The sequence below is a fragment of the Chromobacterium piscinae genome, from assembly GCF_021129175.1.
GTDB lineage: Bacteria > Pseudomonadota > Gammaproteobacteria > Burkholderiales > Chromobacteriaceae > Chromobacterium > Chromobacterium piscinae.
On the sequence record NZ_JAJOHV010000051.1, the window covers coordinates 1 to 14,823 of the forward strand.

At 66.7% G+C, this 14,823-nt stretch carries 16 protein-coding genes and 1 pseudogene; 7 read left to right on the plus strand and 10 right to left on the minus strand.

The window, feature by feature from the left end; all coding sequences use genetic code 11:
* Positions 1 to 311 (minus strand): annotated as a pseudogene (locus tag LQR33_RS13400) (multidrug transporter); the annotation flags it as partial.
* Positions 312 to 425: 114 nt separating this feature from the next.
* Between LQR33_RS13400 and LQR33_RS13405 the strand changes: the two are divergent.
* From LQR33_RS13405 to LQR33_RS13415, 3 genes are all read left to right on the plus strand, one after another.
* Entirely contained in the window at positions 426 to 1,028 is a 603-nt protein-coding gene (locus tag LQR33_RS13405; RefSeq protein WP_011134266.1) for a TetR/AcrR family transcriptional regulator, read from the plus strand.
* A gap of 72 nt (positions 1,029 to 1,100) precedes the next feature.
* Positions 1,101 to 1,610 carry a DinB family protein gene (locus LQR33_RS13410; RefSeq protein ID WP_231469314.1) on the plus strand — a complete coding sequence of 170 codons (510 nt, stop codon included), beginning with the start codon at positions 1,101 to 1,103 and terminating at the stop codon, positions 1,608 to 1,610.
* A 225-nt stretch (positions 1,611 to 1,835) separates the two neighbouring features.
* Complete coding sequence (locus LQR33_RS13415; RefSeq protein WP_231469316.1) at positions 1,836 to 3,770, plus strand: methyl-accepting chemotaxis protein; 1,935 nt, start codon at positions 1,836 to 1,838, stop codon at positions 3,768 to 3,770.
* Between the two features lie 510 nt (positions 3,771 to 4,280).
* Here LQR33_RS13415 and LQR33_RS13420 read toward each other — a convergent pair.
* Entirely contained in the window at positions 4,281 to 5,186 is a 906-nt protein-coding gene (locus LQR33_RS13420; RefSeq protein ID WP_231469317.1) for a LysR family transcriptional regulator, read from the minus strand.
* A gap of 114 nt (positions 5,187 to 5,300) precedes the next feature.
* Between LQR33_RS13420 and LQR33_RS13425 the strand changes: the two genes are divergently transcribed.
* Entirely contained in the window at positions 5,301 to 6,722 is a 1,422-nt protein-coding gene (locus LQR33_RS13425) for an MFS transporter (protein WP_166439619.1), read from the plus strand.
* On the plus strand, positions 6,719 to 7,135 hold the full coding sequence (locus LQR33_RS13430) for a nuclear transport factor 2 family protein (protein ID WP_166439620.1): 417 nt from the start codon (positions 6,719 to 6,721) through the stop codon (positions 7,133 to 7,135). The genes LQR33_RS13425 and LQR33_RS13430 overlap by 4 nt, the downstream gene beginning before the upstream one ends.
* 7 nt (positions 7,136 to 7,142) lie before the next feature.
* Here LQR33_RS13430 and LQR33_RS13435 read toward each other — a convergent pair whose 3' ends face one another.
* A complete protein-coding gene (locus LQR33_RS13435) occupies positions 7,143 to 7,781 on the minus strand; it encodes an NAD(P)-dependent oxidoreductase (RefSeq protein ID WP_021477983.1) in 639 nt (212 codons plus the stop codon).
* Between the two features lie 133 nt (positions 7,782 to 7,914).
* Between LQR33_RS13435 and LQR33_RS13440 the strand changes: the two genes are divergently transcribed.
* Complete coding sequence (locus tag LQR33_RS13440) at positions 7,915 to 8,823, plus strand: LysR family transcriptional regulator (RefSeq protein WP_231469319.1); 909 nt, start codon at positions 7,915 to 7,917, stop codon at positions 8,821 to 8,823.
* On the opposite strand, the gene LQR33_RS13445 is transcribed toward LQR33_RS13440, so the two are convergent.
* Both LQR33_RS13445 and LQR33_RS13450 read right to left on the minus strand, forming a co-directional pair.
* Positions 8,793 to 9,743, minus strand: a complete 951-nt coding sequence (locus LQR33_RS13445; protein ID WP_166439622.1) for a LysR family transcriptional regulator — start codon at positions 9,741 to 9,743, stop codon at positions 8,793 to 8,795. The genes LQR33_RS13440 and LQR33_RS13445 overlap by 31 nt on opposite strands.
* Before the next feature lie 218 nt (positions 9,744 to 9,961).
* On the minus strand, positions 9,962 to 11,341 hold the full coding sequence (locus LQR33_RS13450; protein ID WP_166439623.1) for an MFS transporter: 1,380 nt from the start codon (positions 11,339 to 11,341) through the stop codon (positions 9,962 to 9,964).
* 121 nt (positions 11,342 to 11,462) lie between these two features.
* On the opposite strand from LQR33_RS13450, the gene LQR33_RS13455 reads away from it, so the two are divergent.
* Positions 11,463 to 12,332, plus strand: a complete 870-nt coding sequence (locus LQR33_RS13455) for a LysR family transcriptional regulator (RefSeq protein ID WP_231469321.1) — start codon at positions 11,463 to 11,465, stop codon at positions 12,330 to 12,332.
* A gap of 60 nt (positions 12,333 to 12,392) precedes the next feature.
* Here the strand turns inward: LQR33_RS13455 and LQR33_RS13460 are convergent, their stop codons facing one another.
* From LQR33_RS13460 to LQR33_RS13480, 5 genes are all read right to left on the minus strand, one after another.
* A complete protein-coding gene (locus LQR33_RS13460) occupies positions 12,393 to 12,701 on the minus strand; it encodes a RebB family R body protein (protein ID WP_166439625.1) in 309 nt (102 codons plus the stop codon).
* Between the two features lie 31 nt (positions 12,702 to 12,732).
* Positions 12,733 to 13,050 (minus strand): RebB family R body protein, encoded by a 318-nt coding sequence (locus LQR33_RS13465; RefSeq protein WP_166439626.1) that lies wholly within the window; start codon positions 13,048 to 13,050, stop codon positions 12,733 to 12,735.
* A gap of 35 nt (positions 13,051 to 13,085) precedes the next feature.
* Entirely contained in the window at positions 13,086 to 13,403 is a 318-nt protein-coding gene (locus LQR33_RS13470; protein WP_166439627.1) for a RebB family R body protein, read from the minus strand.
* A gap of 71 nt (positions 13,404 to 13,474) precedes the next feature.
* Positions 13,475 to 14,089 carry a hypothetical protein gene (locus LQR33_RS13475; protein ID WP_166439628.1) on the minus strand — a complete coding sequence of 205 codons (615 nt, stop codon included), beginning with the start codon at positions 14,087 to 14,089 and terminating at the stop codon, positions 13,475 to 13,477.
* Positions 14,090 to 14,307: 218 nt separating this feature from the next.
* Complete coding sequence (locus tag LQR33_RS13480) at positions 14,308 to 14,748, minus strand: lysozyme (RefSeq protein ID WP_231176895.1); 441 nt, start codon at positions 14,746 to 14,748, stop codon at positions 14,308 to 14,310.
* Positions 14,749 to 14,823: the final 75 nt, after the last annotated feature.

Consider the following 14,823-nt stretch of genomic DNA (forward strand, 5'->3'; position numbering starts at 1 on the left):
GCGCCGGCTTGCTGCGCCAGGCCTTCGGCGCGCTCGACGCGGGCGCGGGCGGCGGCGAGGTCGGGCGCTTGGCTCAGCGCCTCGTCCATCAGCGCGTTCAGCTGCGCGTCGCCGTATTTTTTCCACCATTGCTCATTGGCCCAGACGCCGTCCGAGGCGGGCAGGCTTTGCGTATTCTGGTATTGTTGCAGCGGTTTGATCTGCGGCGCCGGACCCATGTCCGGCGTCATCGCGCAGCCTCCCAGCAGCGTCAGCGCTGCGGAGAGGCCGGCTGCTGGCAGCGGCCGCCAGCGAAAATATGCGGTTCTCATCGTCTCTGTCCGGGAGTATTTTGATTTAACTGTACGGTACGGTATAGTTATATGGCGGAGCGAGATTTCTTGTCAAGAAAAATTGAACCGTACGGTTCAGTTTTAAGGATGGATATGCGCACAAAAAGCGAAAACAAGCGCCAGGGCTTGGTGGCGGCAGCGACCGAAGTCTTCGTCGAACGCGGCTACGAGGCGGCGTCGATGTCCGAGATATCGGCCCGGGCCGGCGGCTCCAAGGCCACGCTGTACAACTACTTCCCATCCAAGGAAGCCTTGTTCCTGGACGTGATGCGCTCGCTGACGACGGAGCTGTCGTCTGCTTACGTCAAGCTGCAGCCGGGCGGCGACCTGGAGGAAATGCTGCGCGCTTTCGGCGTGGCCTTCCTCGACAGCCTGTTCAGCCCCCAGCTGCGCGCGCTGCACGCGATCGTGATGGGCAGCGGCAGCCGCAGCGAGGTGGGCAAGCTGTTTTACGAGAACGGCCCGAAGACCGGCTGGACCAGGCTGGCGAATTTCATGGCGGCCGAGATGGAGGCGGGGCGGCTGCGCCAGGCGTCGCCGTGGACCGCCGCCATGCATTTCCACGGCCTGCTGCAGTCGGAATGCCAGGCGGCGATGATGACCGGCCTGATCGACGAGCTGGCGCCGGCGTCGGAGCGGCCGGGCAGGGTGGCGGAGGCGGTCAGGGTGTTTCTCGCGGCTTACGGCGCGCAATGACATCGGAAAGTCCGCTGTGAGACAATGGGAGACTTGTCCCACCCGGCGCCGTCCGGCGCGAAAGGCCGCAAGATGAGTCTCCCCGATCTGTTTCCCTCGCTGTTCCGCTACAAGGCCTGGGCCGATGAAGAGCTGCACGCGCTGACGGCCCAGCTGGATGGCGAAGCCCACCCGGACAAGCGTCATCTCGTCGTTCGCATCCTCAACCACATCCACGTGGTGGATCGCATCTTCGCCGGCAATCTGACTGGCCGGCCGCATGGCTACGCCGGCACCAATACGCCGGACACGCCGGCATTGGCCGACCTGCTGGCCGCGGCGCGCGAAACCGACGCCTGGTACATCGGCTACGCCAGCGGCCTGAGCGATGCCGAACTCGCCGAGAACGTCGACTTCACCTTCACCGACGGCGGCCATGGCCGGATGAGCCGGGTCGAGATGCTGATGCAGGTGATCACCCACGGCGGCTATCACCGCGGCGCGGTGGGGCGCATTCTGGCCGAATGCGGCCTGCAGCCGCCGCGCGACCTCTACACCCGTTTTCTGCACGACACCCAGCCGGCGCGTCGGCAGCCCGGCTGAGCTGTGGCAATTACTCCACATGAAGATGTGTTGCTGAAAATATTCTTCATGGCGAAAACATAAGGGCTTGTTACAATTGCCGCCGCCATTACGGCGGCATGCTTTTCAGATAGAGACGGAATCCGCTCCGGCTCGCGCAGCCGCCGTCTGGCGGGCGCAGCGTGCGCGGATATGCGGTCCGGCGGCGCCGGACATTTTTCGTCTCTTCCTGGAAAGCCAGCAAGCATGTTCAAGAACTGGTCGGTCAAACAGAAAATCCTGGTCAGCGTCGCGCTGATCCTGCTCATCGCGCTGGCCATCGCCGGCACGGTGTCCACCCGCATGTTCCAGTCGGCGCTGACCGAGCGCCTGGAGCAGCATGAACTGAAGGCGACGGTGGAGGGCATACGCAACGAATTGGACGCCTCCATCGCGCTGCCCTTGAGCCAGACCCGCCAGCTGGCCGCCAACACCTACCTGTTGGACTGGACCGCCGCCGGCGAGCCCGAGTCCGGCGTTGGCCCCTGGCAGCGCTACGCCAAGGCGCTGATGCAGACGTCCGGGGCATCCATCATCTCCTGGACTTCCGAGGCCACGCTCAACATCTACATCGATCACACTACCGTCAAGGCCGATCCCAAGGGCAACGACAAGTGGCTGGCCGACTTCCTGGCCTCCGGCCGCGACAGCCAGTTCACGCTGGGCTCGGAAACCGGCAAGCAGCAGGTGATGATGTTCGTCAACGTGCTGGCCAACAAGGGCCAGGCCGGCCACCGCGTGGTGGCGGCGCTGGGCTTCGATGTCACCCAGATGGCCGAGCGCGTGCGCAAGATGGCGGTGGGCGAGCGCGGCCAGGTCTACGTGGTGGACGCCTCCGGCCAGGTGAGGCTGCACCGCGATCCGGCGGCGATGCAGAAGAAAACCCTGCTGGCCGATCTGCCCGGCCTGTCGGCGATCGCGCCGCAGCTGCTGAACAAATCCGGCTTCAACCTGGCGCATTTCGACGGTCCCAACGGTCCGACCATCGCCGCCTCCAGTTATATGCCCAACGCCGACTGGTTCGTGGTGGTGGAGATGGACGCCAATGAGGTGTACGGCGCGGTGACGCGCACCATCTGGTGGGTGGCGGCGATTGACGCGGTGGTGCTGCTGCTGTCGCTGCTGGTGATCTGGCAGGTGTCCGGCTTCATCAGCCGGCCGCTGGTGCAGCTGCGCGACGCGATGCGCGCGCTCAGCTCCGGCCACGGCGACCTGACCATGCGTCTGCCGGCCGACAGCCGCGACGAAACCGGCCAGGTGGCGGCGGCGTTCAACCAGTTCATGGAGCAGCTGCGCGGCATGTTCCAGCAGGTGCGCGAGCAGAGCGGCCAGCTGCACCGCAGCGCCGGCGAGCTGGCGCGGATGACCGAGCGCCTGTCCGCCGGTTCGCGCCACAACGCCGATCTCAGCGAAACCACGGCCGCCACCATCGAGCAGCTGTCGGTCAGCGTCAGCCACATCGCCGGCAACTGCCACGGCACCGCCGAGGCGGTGCAGCAGGCCGGCGCGCTGTCGTCGCAGAGCGCGGAGGCTGTGGGCAAGGTCAGCGTGGAGATCGGCTCGGTCGCGTCGTCGATGGACGAGGTGAAGACGGTGATGGAGGAGCTGGAGCGCCGCTCGGCCCAGGTGGGCAGCATCGCCGGCGTGATCAAGGACATCGCCGATCAGACCAATTTGTTGGCGCTGAACGCGGCGATCGAGGCGGCGCGCGCCGGCGAGCAGGGCCGCGGTTTCGCGGTGGTGGCCGACGAGGTGAGGAAGCTCGCCGAGCGCACCAGCCAGGCCACGGTGGAGATCGACGACATGGTCGGCGGCATGCAGCAGGGCTCTGGCCAGGCGCGCGAGCGCGTGGCGAAAACCTACGGCGCGGTGCAGGGCGGCGTGGAGCTGGCCGAGGAGGCGCAGCGCCAGATCGCCGAAATCCAGTCCAGCATGCAACTGGTGGTGCGCCAGGCGGCCGAGATCCGCGACGCCGCCAGCGAGCAGTCCAAGGCCACTGAGGACATGGCGCGCACTGCCGAGCAGATGTCGTCGCAGGCATTGCAGTCGGACGCCGAAATCGGCCGCGCCGGCCAGGTGGTGGCCGACCTGGAGCGTTTGTCGCAGTCGCTGGAGGGCGTGGTGGCGCGCTTCAAGCTGTAAGCGTGTCGCGCTTTCATATGCTCGTTCGCGGTTTGTAGGTTTTGAATCCGCTGCGCGGATGATGATTTTCATAGCCGGGGCTGCCCGGCGAGCAGGGAGGGGATATTTGCTTGGCCAAATATCCCCTCCACTCCTAAAAGCCACCCTGCAAGCCTGGCCTGCGGCTTCCCTCCGGGGGGCCGTCAGGCCCGAGGCGCGGCTGAACTCTCTGCGTGCGAATCTTCCAGATTCGCTCAGCGATGCGCGCTAACGTCGCGGGGCTCAAACAGACAGCCGCTTAGAGCCGCTAACAAAACCGCGGAGTGTACCTGAGCCAAGGCGCGCCGACGCAGGCAGTACAAGTAGTACGACAAGGAGGCGCAACGCAGGATCAGGGTTTTGTTAGCGGGTCTTAAAACCTCGGGCCTGCCACCCGGCGGCAGGCTTGAAGGGATCCGGGCGCATCGGATGCGCGGCTTTTTGCCAGCGACTTCTTAAACTGCGGCGCAGGTTCTGAGAGCCGCGGCTGGCTCAGTTCTCCCCTTGCCGCGTAGCGAGATAGTCGGCGAAAAAGTCGATGAAGGCGCGTACTTTTTCCGGCAGGTGGCGGGTGTCCGGGTAGACCGCGTACACGCCTTGGCGCGGAAATGCCCAATCCGGCAGCAGGCGCGCCAGCGCGCCGGCGGCCACATCGTCTTTTACCTGCCAGTCCGGCAGCAGCGCCACGCCGCAGCCCTGGCGCGCGAAGTCCAGCAGCGCGCCCGAGGTGTCGGCGACGATGCGCGGCGCGTCGCCCGCGTCCAGCATCGCTTCCCCATCTCTCCCCGTCAGTTTCCAGCGCAGCGGCGCCGCCAGCCGGCTGTGCGCCAGCCAGTCGGCGCGGGAGAGGTCGTCCACGTTTTCCACTTGCTTGCCCGGCTGCGCCAGATAGCCGGGCGACGCCACCGGCCAGATGTCGAACGCCTCCAGCAGCCGCGCGCGGTAGCTGGAGTCGTTCAGCGAGCCCAGCCGGATCGCTACGTCCACTTGCTGAGAAATCAGGTCGGCATGCCGCGACGACGACTCCAGCCGCACCGCCAGCCGCGGATGCAGCCGGGAGAAGGCCGCCAGCGCCGGAATCGCCAGGCGGCGGCCGTATTCCGGCGTGGTGCTCACGCTCAGCGTGCCCTGCAGGCCGCCGTGGCCGCGGCGCGCGTCATCCATCGCCGCCTGCGCCATGCGCAGCACATGCAGGCAGTCCTGGTAGAAGCGCCGGCCGGTTTCGGTCAGCTGCAGCCGGCGCGTGCTGCGGGTCAGCAGCGCCACGCCCAGCTCGGCTTCCAGTTGTTTCAGGTTGAAGCTGACCACCGCCTTGCTGTGGCCCAGCGCCTCGGCGGCGGCGGTCAGCGAGCCGCTTTCCACGATGGCGGCGAAGATGCGGAAGCGTTGCAGGCTCATGTCCGGGTGGGCTTTATTGTCAAAATAGTTTTGACAGTTTAATCGATTGCCGGTGGTTTTTCCGGTCATCGGGCGAGACTAAGCTGGCCTCCGTCAAGCAAGGAGGTTGGATGCATGGAGTATCGCAAACGCGTGGCCGCGGTGTACCTGTTGGGTTTTTTCATCGACCTGGCCAATCTTTTCGTCGGCAATGTCGCCTTTCCCGACATCGCCCGCGCCTTTCATCGCGACGTGGCGGAGCTGGCCTGGGTGGGCACCGCCTACATCCTGGGGTTGACCGCGGTGATTCCGTTGGGCAACTGGCTGGCGGCGCGCTGGGGCGGCAAGCGGGTGTTCGTCGCCTCGCTGCTGCTGTTCATGGCGGGCTCGGCCGGCGCGGCGCAGGCCGGCTCGCTCGGCGCGTTGATCGCCTGGCGCGCGCTGCAGGGCTTGGGCGGCGGCTTGCTGATCCCGTTGGGCCAGACCATGACCTATCGCTTGTACCGGCCGGCGGAGCGGCCGGGCCTGACCGCGCTGATCCTGCTGGTGAGCCAACTGGCGCCGGCCTTGTCGCCTACGCTGGGCGGGCTGGCGCTGGACGCGCTGGGCTGGCGCTGGATTTTCTGGCTCAACCTGCCGCTGGCCGCCGTGCCGCTGGCGCTGGCGCTGCGCTGGCTGCGGGACGAGCGCGAGCCGGAGCCGGCCGCCGGCCTGGATTGGCTTGGCCTGCTGCTGGGCAGCCTGACATTGTTGCTGGTTTTGCAAGGGCTGGGCGATCTGGCGCAGCCGTCCACCTGGGCGCGCGGCGGCGCGTTGCTGGCGGCGGGCCTGGCGCTGGGCGCGGCTTACACGCGGCACAGCCGCCGGCATCCGCAGCCCATTCTGCGGCTGGAGCTGCTGCGTGATCCGCTGCTGCGGATGTCGATGCTGATGTATCTGCTGGTGCCAGGAGTCTTCATGGGCGTCAGCCTGGTGGCGATGCTGTATCTGCAGCAGGTGCTGGGCGTGCCGGCTTCCATCGCCGGCTTGTTGATGCTGCCGTGGTCGTTGGGCTCGTTCGCCGCGATCGCGCTGACCGGGCGCGGCTATCGCCGGCTGGGGCCGAGACCGCTGCTGATGGCCGGCGCGCTGGCGCAGGGCATCGGCTTCCTGAGCTTGCTGGCGATAGACCGCTCCGGGCAGCTGTCCTGGCTGGCCGGCAGCTACGCGCTGATGGGTCTGGGCGGCACCTTGTGCAGCAGCGCCAGCCAGAGCACGGCTTTCCTGAGAGTTGAGCCGGTACGGATGGGCGAGGCCAGCGCCTTGTGGAACATCAACCGCCAGGTGAGCTTCTGCGTCGGCATGGCGCTGGCCTGCGTGCTGCTGAACCTGCTGCTTGCCGGGCAAGGCATTGCCGATCCGGCGGCGCCCGCGGCGCGGGAATTGTCGGTGCGGGCCTTCCATCTGTGTTTTCTGGCCGCCGCCTTGGCCATGTTGCCGCCCTTGTGGCTGGGCAGCCGGATAGGCAATGCGGAGGTATTGCGTTTATTGAATCGTCCTCGAATGGGAGAAGCATGATGAAGAATGATGAATTGGCGGTATCGGCGCAGGTTCGCGACACTTTGGCGCAGATCGCGCGCTGGCTGGGCGACGGGCCGCATGGCGAGGAGGCGCTGGCAGCGCTGATGGCGGGTTTCGACGCCGACTTCGCCATGGTGGCGCCAAGCGGCGCGCGGCTGGATAGGCAGGGATTGCGGGCATTTTTCCAGGGCGCGGCAGGCAGCCGGCCGGGGCTGGAAATCGCGCTGGAGCGGATGACGCTGCTGATGGGGGATGGAGACGCCGCGACGGTGGCTTACTACGAAACGCAGACCTTGGGCGACGGCAGCGGCAACGGCCGCCACGCGACGGCCGTGCTGTTCCGGGACGGCGCCAACTGGCGTTGGCGCCATCTGCAGGAAACCGGGGAGGCTGTCTGGCCTCCCCGTTGATGGGCGATCAGTAGCCGACGGTGAAGCGGCTGCGCTGGTGCTCGCCTTTTTCCAGCTCATCGATCATGGCGACGGCGTAGTCCTCCACCGAGATGTGGCTGTTGCCTTCGGCATCGACCAGCAGCTGGTCCTTGCCCAGGCGGAACTGGCCGGTGCGTTGGCCCGGCTGCAGCATCGCCGACGGGCTCAGCAGCGTCCAGTTCAGCTCGGTTTCGGCGCGCAGCAGGTTCAGCGCTTCGCGGGCGCCCAGCGCCGAGGCCTTCCATTGCTCCGGGAATTCCGGGGTGTCCACCAGCTGCACGCCGGGGGCGACTTCCAGGCTGCCGGCGCCGCCGACCACCAACAGACGCGGCGCTTGCGCGGCCTTGGCCGCGGCGATGATGGAGCGCACGCCCTTGACGAAGTAGTCGAACTGCTCGGCCTGGGCGTGGCCGCTGAAGGCGCTGACCACGGCGTCGAAGCCCTTCAGTTGTTCGGCCAGCTGGGCGCTGTCCTGCACGTCAACCTTGGCGGCGGCCAGATTGGCCTGGGCTTCGATGCGTTCCGGGCGGGAAACCAGCGCGGTGACGTGGTGGCCGCGGGACAGGGCTTCTTTCAACAGGGCGGAACCGACATAGCCGCTGGCGCCGATCAGTGCGATTTTCATGGTGAGACTCCTGATTTGATATCGGATTGGGGCGCCGCGTCGCAGCGCTGATGGAGTGCATGATGCGCTTTCCGATTGATTCGATAAACGGCTGAAATCATAATTGATTGTTATTGAAAAATTGACAGTTGATATGGCGAGAGGCGTAGAGGGCAATCTGGAAGGGCTGCAGATCTTCGTGGCGGTGGCGGAGGCTGGCGGCTTCACCGCCGCCGCGGAGCGGCTAGGGATGACCAAGGCCAACGTCAGTCTGCAGGTGGGCCGGCTGGAGGCGCAGCTGGGCGCGACGCTGTTCACCCGCACTACGCGCCGGGTGAAGCTGACCGAGGCCGGCCAGGCCTTGTACCTGGACGCCCAGCCGGCGCTGGCCGCCTTGCGCGACGCGCTGCTGCAGGCCGGCCATGGCGCGGCGGCGTTGTCCGGCACGCTGCGGCTGACCGCGCCGGTCAGCCATATGGCGGAATCGGTGGCGCCGGCGGCCACCCAGTTCATCCGCCGGCATCCCGGGCTGCAGCTGGAGCTGCACGCGATCGACCGCATGGTGGACCTGGTGGCCGAGGGCATGGATCTCGCCATTCGCCTGGGCACGTTGCGCGACTCCTCACTCAGGGCGCTGAAGCTAGGAGAATTCGCCCAGCGGCTGGTGGCGTCGCCGGCCTATCTGCGCGAGCGGGGCATGCCCGGCCACCCTGGCGAACTGGTTGGGCATGACTGGGTGGCGCTGACACTGCTGAAGACGCCGCTGACCTGGTGCTTCGCCGGCAGGGACGGCGAGGAGGAGACGGTGAGGATGCGCGCCCGGATCAAGGTGGATTCCGCCGCCTCGCTGCGCTCGCTGCTGCTGGCTGGGGCGGGGATGTCGGTGCTGGATTCGTTCAGCGTGCAGGAGGATCTGCGCCAGGGCCGGCTGGTCCACTTGCTGCCGCAGTGGACCTTGCCCAAGGGCGGCGTCTACGCGGTGTTTCCGCCGGGCCGCCACGCGCCGGCGGCGGCGCGCGCTTTTGTCGAGTTTTACCGGGTGATGTTGGCGCGTCCGGCCTGATCCATCTGATTTTCCGGCAACGCGGCGGAGACGCGCGGCAGCACGAAATCGATGAAGGTCTGGTATTTTCGCGTCAGCGGCGCGCGGAACGGGTGGACCAGGTAGATCGGCCAATAGTCGCAATGCCATTCCGGCAGCACCCGCGTCAGCTCGCCGTCGCGCAAATGGCTTTGCACCGCGTAATCGGCCAGCATCGTGATGCCGTGCCCTTTCAGCGCCAGATGGGTTCGCAGCGGATAGTCGTTCAGGTAGAAAAGCGCGCCGACGGGCTGGGACAGCAGCTGCTCGCCGCGCGTGAGCTGGAGTCCGCCGCGCTGCTCGGACTCCATCACCAGCAGCCGGTGCGCGGCCAGGTCGGCGGGCTGGCGGATGACCGGGTGGCGGGCCAGGTAGGCCGGCGACGCGTATAGATTCTCGCTGGCGTAGCCGGCCAGCCGCGCTACCAGCCTGTCGTCGTGAATGGTATGGGAGCGCGCCGAGCGCAGGCAGAAGTCCAGCACGTCGGCCACCGGGTCCTGCAGCCGGTTGTTCACTTCCAGCGACAGCTGCAAGCCGGAGTGCGAGGCGGCGAGCTCGCTCAGCGCCGGGCCCAGCACGTGCTGGGCCAGCGACGAGGTGGTGCTGACCGTGAGCGGGCCCTCGACGTCGCTTTGCGTTTCATCCACCGCCATCCGCGCCTGAGCCACGGTCTCCCGCAGCCTGGCCGCGTGCGGGCGCAGCCGTTCGCCGGCCTCGGTCAGCGCCATCTTGCGCGTGGTGCGCAGCACCAGCGCCGCGCCCATTTCCCGTTCCAGCTCCTTGATCCGCGCGCTGACCAGGCTTTTGTGGCAATCCAGCAGATCGGCGGCGGCGGTGAAGCTGCCGGCGCGCGCCAGCGCGTCGAAGGCCAATAGGTTGTCTGGCGACGGCATTGTTTTCATATCAGGACAATCTTTCCGAAATTGCGCGTTTATTCGCAAGGATTCGAAAACTATCCTAACACGCATCCCAACCGTACTCAGAAAGCGAGCCGTGCGATGCGTTACCTCTACCGTTTATACCCGTGGCTGTTTCAACGCGAGATCACCATGCGCTGCCGCCTCAGCCGGCGCCGGCATTGGGAGGCGGAGGCGAGGCGCGTGATGTTTTGACATCGCGGTCAGCGCGTCGCCGCGAGCGGCGACGCCTCTCGTTCCGCGGCGGGAATCCGGCTGGCCGCCCAGGCCGCGCCCAGCGTCGCCAGCGCGGCCAGGCCGAGGCCGATCGGCAGCGCCTGGCGCGGGTCGGCGCTGTGGCCCACCACCAGCGCCGCGCCGGCGGTTCCGACCAGGGAGCCGGTCTGGCGGATGGCGTTCAGCACCGCGGATGCGGTGCCGGATAGTTGCGGCGGCGCGCTTTCCAGCACGGTGGCGGTCATCGGCGCGATGGCGAGCGCGGTGCCCAGCGCCAGCGGCAGCATGGCCAGCAGCGACCAGGCCAGCGCATGGCCGTCGGCGAGGGCCAGCAGCAGATAGCCGGCGGCGGAGAGCAGCAGGCCGCCGCGCATCTGGCGGCGGGCCCCCAATCTCGGCAACAGGCGTCCGGCGGCGACGTTGCCGGCGATCAGGCAGGCGGCCAGCGGCAGCATGGCTAGGCCGGCATGCAGCGCGTCCAGGCCCAGCCCCTGCTGCAGATAAAGGCTGAGCAGCAGCAGGCTGCCGAAATAGGCGACGCCGATGGCGAAGCCCACCCAGTTGGCGGCGGCGAAGGCGGGATGGCGGAACAGCTCCGGCGGCACCATCGCCTGCGGGTTGGCTTGCTCCAGCCGCCAGAACAGCCGGACGCCGGCGGCGATGGCCAGCAACAGGGCGAGCAGGACGGGCGCCGGCAGGCGCGGCCCCTCGATCAGCGCGTAGCTGGCCAGCGACAGCGTCAGCATGCCGGCGGCCTGGCCCGGCAGGTCCGCGCCGCGGGACGGCGACGCTTCCCGGAAGGGCACCACGAAGGGGATGGCCAGCAAGGCGGCGAGGCCGATGGGCACATTGATCAGGAAAGCGCCGCGCCAGCCCAGCGGCCCCAGCAGCAGGCCGCCCAGCACCGGGCCCGCCGCCGCGGCGCTGGCGGACAGGCCGCCGTACAGGCCGACGGCGCGCGCGCGTTCGGCCGGATGGGGGAAAGCGTGGCGCAGCAGGCCGAGCGAGCTGGGGATGAACAACGCGGCGGCCATCCCTTGCAGCAGCCGGAAGAGGATCAGCGTTTGCGCGCCGGGCGCGAATCCGCACAGCAGCGAGGCCAGCACGAACAGGGCCAGTCCCCAGGCCAGCATCCGCCGCGGGCCGAAGCGGTCGGCCAGCCAGCCGGCGCTGAGCATCAGGCCGGCGAAGCCGAGCGCGTAGGCGTCCACGATCCAGGTGAGCTGGCTGAGGCTGGCGTTCAGGCTGCGTTGCAGCGCGGGCAGCGCCAGGTTGACGATATTGGTGTCCAGCACTGCCATGAACATGCCGGCGCTGAGCGCCAGCAGGGTGGGCAGGCCGGTCTGGACTGGCTTGGCGTGGGACATGGATGGAGTCTGTGGAAGAAACATGCCGGCCATGCTAGGCGAGAATGTGATGCGTAAAAATAGACAAATATGCTGAATGATGATGCAATTTCGCATCTATTCAATGGCAGGCAGGCGCAACATGAACTGGGACAACGCCCGTTTCTTTCTCACCCTCGCCCGCGCGGGCACGCTGCGCGCCGCCGCGCAGCAGCTGGGCGTGGACCAGGCCACGGTGGGCCGGCGCCTGCAGGCTTTCGAGGCCGAGATCGGCGGCCGGCTGTTTTTGCGCACGCCGCAGGGCTACCAGCTGAGCGAGTCCGGCGCGATGCTGCTGGCCGACGCCGAGCGGATGGAAGCCGCCGCCGACGCCTTCAGCCGCAAGGCCGCGCACAGTGATCGCCAACTGGCCGGGCCGGTGCGCATCGCCGCCACCGACACCGTGGCCGAGGCCTTCGTCATCCCTGCGCTGGCCGAGTTGTCGCGACGGCATCCGGAGCTGGAGTTCACGCTGCTGACCGGCTTGTCGCTCAGCGACGTGGCGGCCGGCGAGGTGGATTTCGCCATCCGCAGCCTGCGGCCGGATAGGGGCGAGGTGCTGGTGCGCAAGCTGGCCGCCATCGACATGAGCCTGTACGCGTCGCCGGACTACTTGGCGCGGCGCGGATGGCCGCTGTCCGGCGACGGCTTCGCCGGCCACGAGCTGCTGATGTTCCCGCGCGACACCGTGCCGCGCCACTGGCAGCGGCTGTGCGGCGAAAGCGTGGACCAGGCCCGCATCGCCTTGCAGGCCAATTCGCAGCTGACCCTGCGGCAGGCGGCGCTGGCCGGCATGGGCATCGCCATGTTGTCCTGCTTCATCGCCGATGAGGACGCCGGGCTGGAGCGGGTGTGGCCGGATCGGGTAGATCCGGTGGACATGTGGCTGGTGCTGCATCCGGATTTGCAGCAGGTGGCGCGGGTGAGGGCGGCGGTGGAGGCGATCGCGGCGGTGTTTGATGCGGGAAGGTGATAAAAAAGACGCCCCGTTGCCGGGGCGATGGAGGCTGTAAGAAACAGTCGGGGAAGGGGATTAACGCTGGAAGCTTTGCAGCACGGCCAGCAGACTGGTCAGGTTGTCGGCGATGCCGCCCTGGCCGATCTTTTCCGAGCCGGCGGCGGCGGCCATGGTGTTCATGCTGTAGATCTGCAGGATGCCCTGGTTGGCCGCCGCTTGCGCCAGCGTGTTTTGTTGTTGTTGGGCCGCCACCGCGTTCTGGAACAGAATGCCGGTGGAGTGGGCCATGGTCTGGTAGATGGAACCCATCGCCATGGCCGGCGCTTCGCCCAGCACTTTCACATTGGATTGGGTGACGGCGTCGGTGATTTGGTCTAGTGCCATTGCACAGCTCCTGGTTTAGCGGTGGAAGGGATCAGCGCTGATAGCTTTGCAGCACGGTCAGCAGACTGGTCAGGTTGTCGGCTACGCCGCCCTGGGCCATCTTTTCGGTGCCCGCCGCGTCGGCCATGGTGTCCACGCTGTAGATCTGCATCACTCCCATATTGGTGGACGCTTGGGCCAGCGTGTTTTGCTGTTGCTGCGCCGAGATGGCGTTTTCGAACAGGATGCCGGTGGAGTGGGCCATGGTCTGGTAGATGGAGCCCAGCGCCATGGCGGGCGCTTCGGCCAGCACCTTGACGTTGGCTTGGGTGACGGCGTCGGTGATTTGCGGATTGACGGTGGTTGCCATTTAACGGGATTCCTTTCGGTGGATGGAGACGGGGCTTAGCGGCGGAACGATTGCAGCACGGTCAGCAGGCTGGTCAGGTTGTCGGCGACGCCGGCTTGAGACATCTTCTCGGTGCCGGCGGCGTCGGCCATGGTGTCCATGCTGTAGATCTGCATCACGCCCATATTGGAGGCGGCTTGCGCCAGCGTGTTTTGTTGTTGCTGCGCCGAGATGGCGTTTTCGAACAGGATGCCGGTGGAGTGGGCCATGGTCTGGTACAGCGAGCCCAGCGCCATGGCGGGCGCTTCGCCCAGCACTTTGACGTTGGATTGGGTGACGGCGTCGGTGATTTGTTCGCTTACGATGGTAGCCATGTGTTTGACTCCTTTGGATTGGGAATGAAAGGCACATGAATCGGGGCGCTGCTGCGGTTTGCCCTTGATTGTCAGTGCTGCTCTGTGGACGGCGGGTCTTGCGGCTTGTGAACGTTCTGCGCATCGGTTTGAGCGGAGCTGGCTGCGGACGGCGTATCGGGCGCGGCCGCTTCCGCGGCTTCTTTCGCTTCCAGCCGCGCCACCAGCGCCTGTAGCTGCTGGTTCAGCGGACCAAAGTACTGGTTGAAGCAGTTCTCCACTTCCTTGCGCGCCAAGTTGGACAGATGATCGGCGATCTGAGCCATCGCCAATTGGCTGCCGGGCTTCAAACCATTGCCCATCGGCTGCATCGCGGCGGGTCGCAGCTCGGATAGGGTTTTGCTGCCTTCCAGCAACTTGAGAATGGCCTGTTCCTCCGCCTCCTGTACTTGCAAAGCCTTGGATGAGCTGGTCTGGATCGTTTGCAGAATGTCTTTCACGCTGGCGCCCGCTTTGGCCTGGCTCTGGCTGATGGCTTGCTGCGCTTGCTGTTTGGCCTGCTGGGTGGCGCCCAGCGGGGCGGGCGGCTGGCTCTGGATATTTTGCTGCAGGCTGAGCAGTTGTTGTTCTTCCTCTGCCTCGAGCGGTCTCTCCAAGTACTGTTCGGCAACCTGGCGTAGCTGGGGATTAAGCGTGCCGTCAGCCATGGCAGCCTCCGGCGGTCAATGAAATGGCGAGACGGCGCGCCGCGGCGCGCGCGGACAGGATGGATCGCTGTCTGCCGCAGGGCTGGGCGGGCTTGGCGAGTAGTGGGTTCGTATGGTTTGGCATGGCGTTTCTCCGGGGGAATGAATGCGAAAACAGCCTGCGCGGCTTGGCCGGCAGACTGTTTGCTGGAACGCCCGGGAGAGCTCCGTGTGAAGAGTCAGGCGACGACGGGCGTCTGGAATAAGGTTTGTTCGGCCAGCCGGCGGCGGCTCAGGCCAGGCAGAACGTTTCCTCCCGCCTTGTTCCAGAGCGGGAACTGGCCGGCCGCGCCGGTGTAGTCGCCCTTGTTCAGCAGCCGCAGCAGAGTCGAGCTTCGCAGATTGCCCAGGCCCAGGTTGTAGCTGAAGCTGACCAGCGCGGAGAACTGGTTGGCGTTCAGCGGCACGGTTACCGCCTTGCCGACGCCGGTTTCGAACTTTTCCAGATCGGTGGCCAGGAGCTGTTCCGCCTGTTGCTGCGAGATCCGGATGCCGGCTTTCACTTCCGGGCCGGTATGGCCGTAGCCTATGGTCCAGACGCCGACGGCGTCCTGGTAAGCCTGCAGGCGAACGCCTTCAAATTGTTTGATCAGATTGATGCCGGCGGTATTGGTTTTCATGGTCATGTCCTTTGCGCGGGGAAGCGCCGCCAGGCGGCGGGCGGATACCTACTGGTACGGGGAGGGAGGGGCGTC

Excerpts from the sequence above, each read along its gene's own strand:
- LQR33_RS13445 (WP_166439622.1), bottom strand. The coding sequence starts at position 9,743 with ATGAAAACAATGCCGTCGCCAGACAACCTATTGGCCTTCGACGCGCTG.
- LQR33_RS13415 (WP_231469316.1), top strand. The coding sequence starts at position 1,836 with ATGTTCAAGAACTGGTCGGTCAAACAGAAAATCCTGGTCAGCGTCGCG.
- LQR33_RS13450 (WP_166439623.1), bottom strand. The coding sequence starts at position 11,341 with ATGTCCCACGCCAAGCCAGTCCAGACCGGCCTGCCCACCCTGCTGGCG.
- LQR33_RS13480 (WP_231176895.1), bottom strand. The coding sequence starts at position 14,748 with ATGAAAACCAATACCGCCGGCATCAATCTGATCAAACAATTTGAAGGC.
- LQR33_RS13410 (WP_231469314.1), top strand. The coding sequence starts at position 1,101 with ATGAGTCTCCCCGATCTGTTTCCCTCGCTGTTCCGCTACAAGGCCTGG.
- LQR33_RS13425 (WP_166439619.1), top strand. The coding sequence starts at position 5,301 with ATGGAGTATCGCAAACGCGTGGCCGCGGTGTACCTGTTGGGTTTTTTC.
- LQR33_RS13460 (WP_166439625.1), bottom strand. The coding sequence starts at position 12,701 with ATGGCACTAGACCAAATCACCGACGCCGTCACCCAATCCAATGTGAAA.
- LQR33_RS13475 (WP_166439628.1), bottom strand. The coding sequence starts at position 14,089 with ATGGCTGACGGCACGCTTAATCCCCAGCTACGCCAGGTTGCCGAACAG.
- LQR33_RS13435 (WP_021477983.1), bottom strand. The coding sequence starts at position 7,781 with ATGAAAATCGCACTGATCGGCGCCAGCGGCTATGTCGGTTCCGCCCTG.
- LQR33_RS13465 (WP_166439626.1), bottom strand. The coding sequence starts at position 13,050 with ATGGCAACCACCGTCAATCCGCAAATCACCGACGCCGTCACCCAAGCC.
- LQR33_RS13420 (WP_231469317.1), bottom strand. The coding sequence starts at position 5,186 with ATGAGCCTGCAACGCTTCCGCATCTTCGCCGCCATCGTGGAAAGCGGC.
- LQR33_RS13430 (WP_166439620.1), top strand. The coding sequence starts at position 6,719 with ATGATGAAGAATGATGAATTGGCGGTATCGGCGCAGGTTCGCGACACT.
- LQR33_RS13455 (WP_231469321.1), top strand. The coding sequence starts at position 11,463 with ATGAACTGGGACAACGCCCGTTTCTTTCTCACCCTCGCCCGCGCGGGC.
- LQR33_RS13440 (WP_231469319.1), top strand. The coding sequence starts at position 7,915 with ATGGCGAGAGGCGTAGAGGGCAATCTGGAAGGGCTGCAGATCTTCGTG.
- LQR33_RS13470 (WP_166439627.1), bottom strand. The coding sequence starts at position 13,403 with ATGGCTACCATCGTAAGCGAACAAATCACCGACGCCGTCACCCAATCC.
- LQR33_RS13405 (WP_011134266.1), top strand. The coding sequence starts at position 426 with ATGCGCACAAAAAGCGAAAACAAGCGCCAGGGCTTGGTGGCGGCAGCG.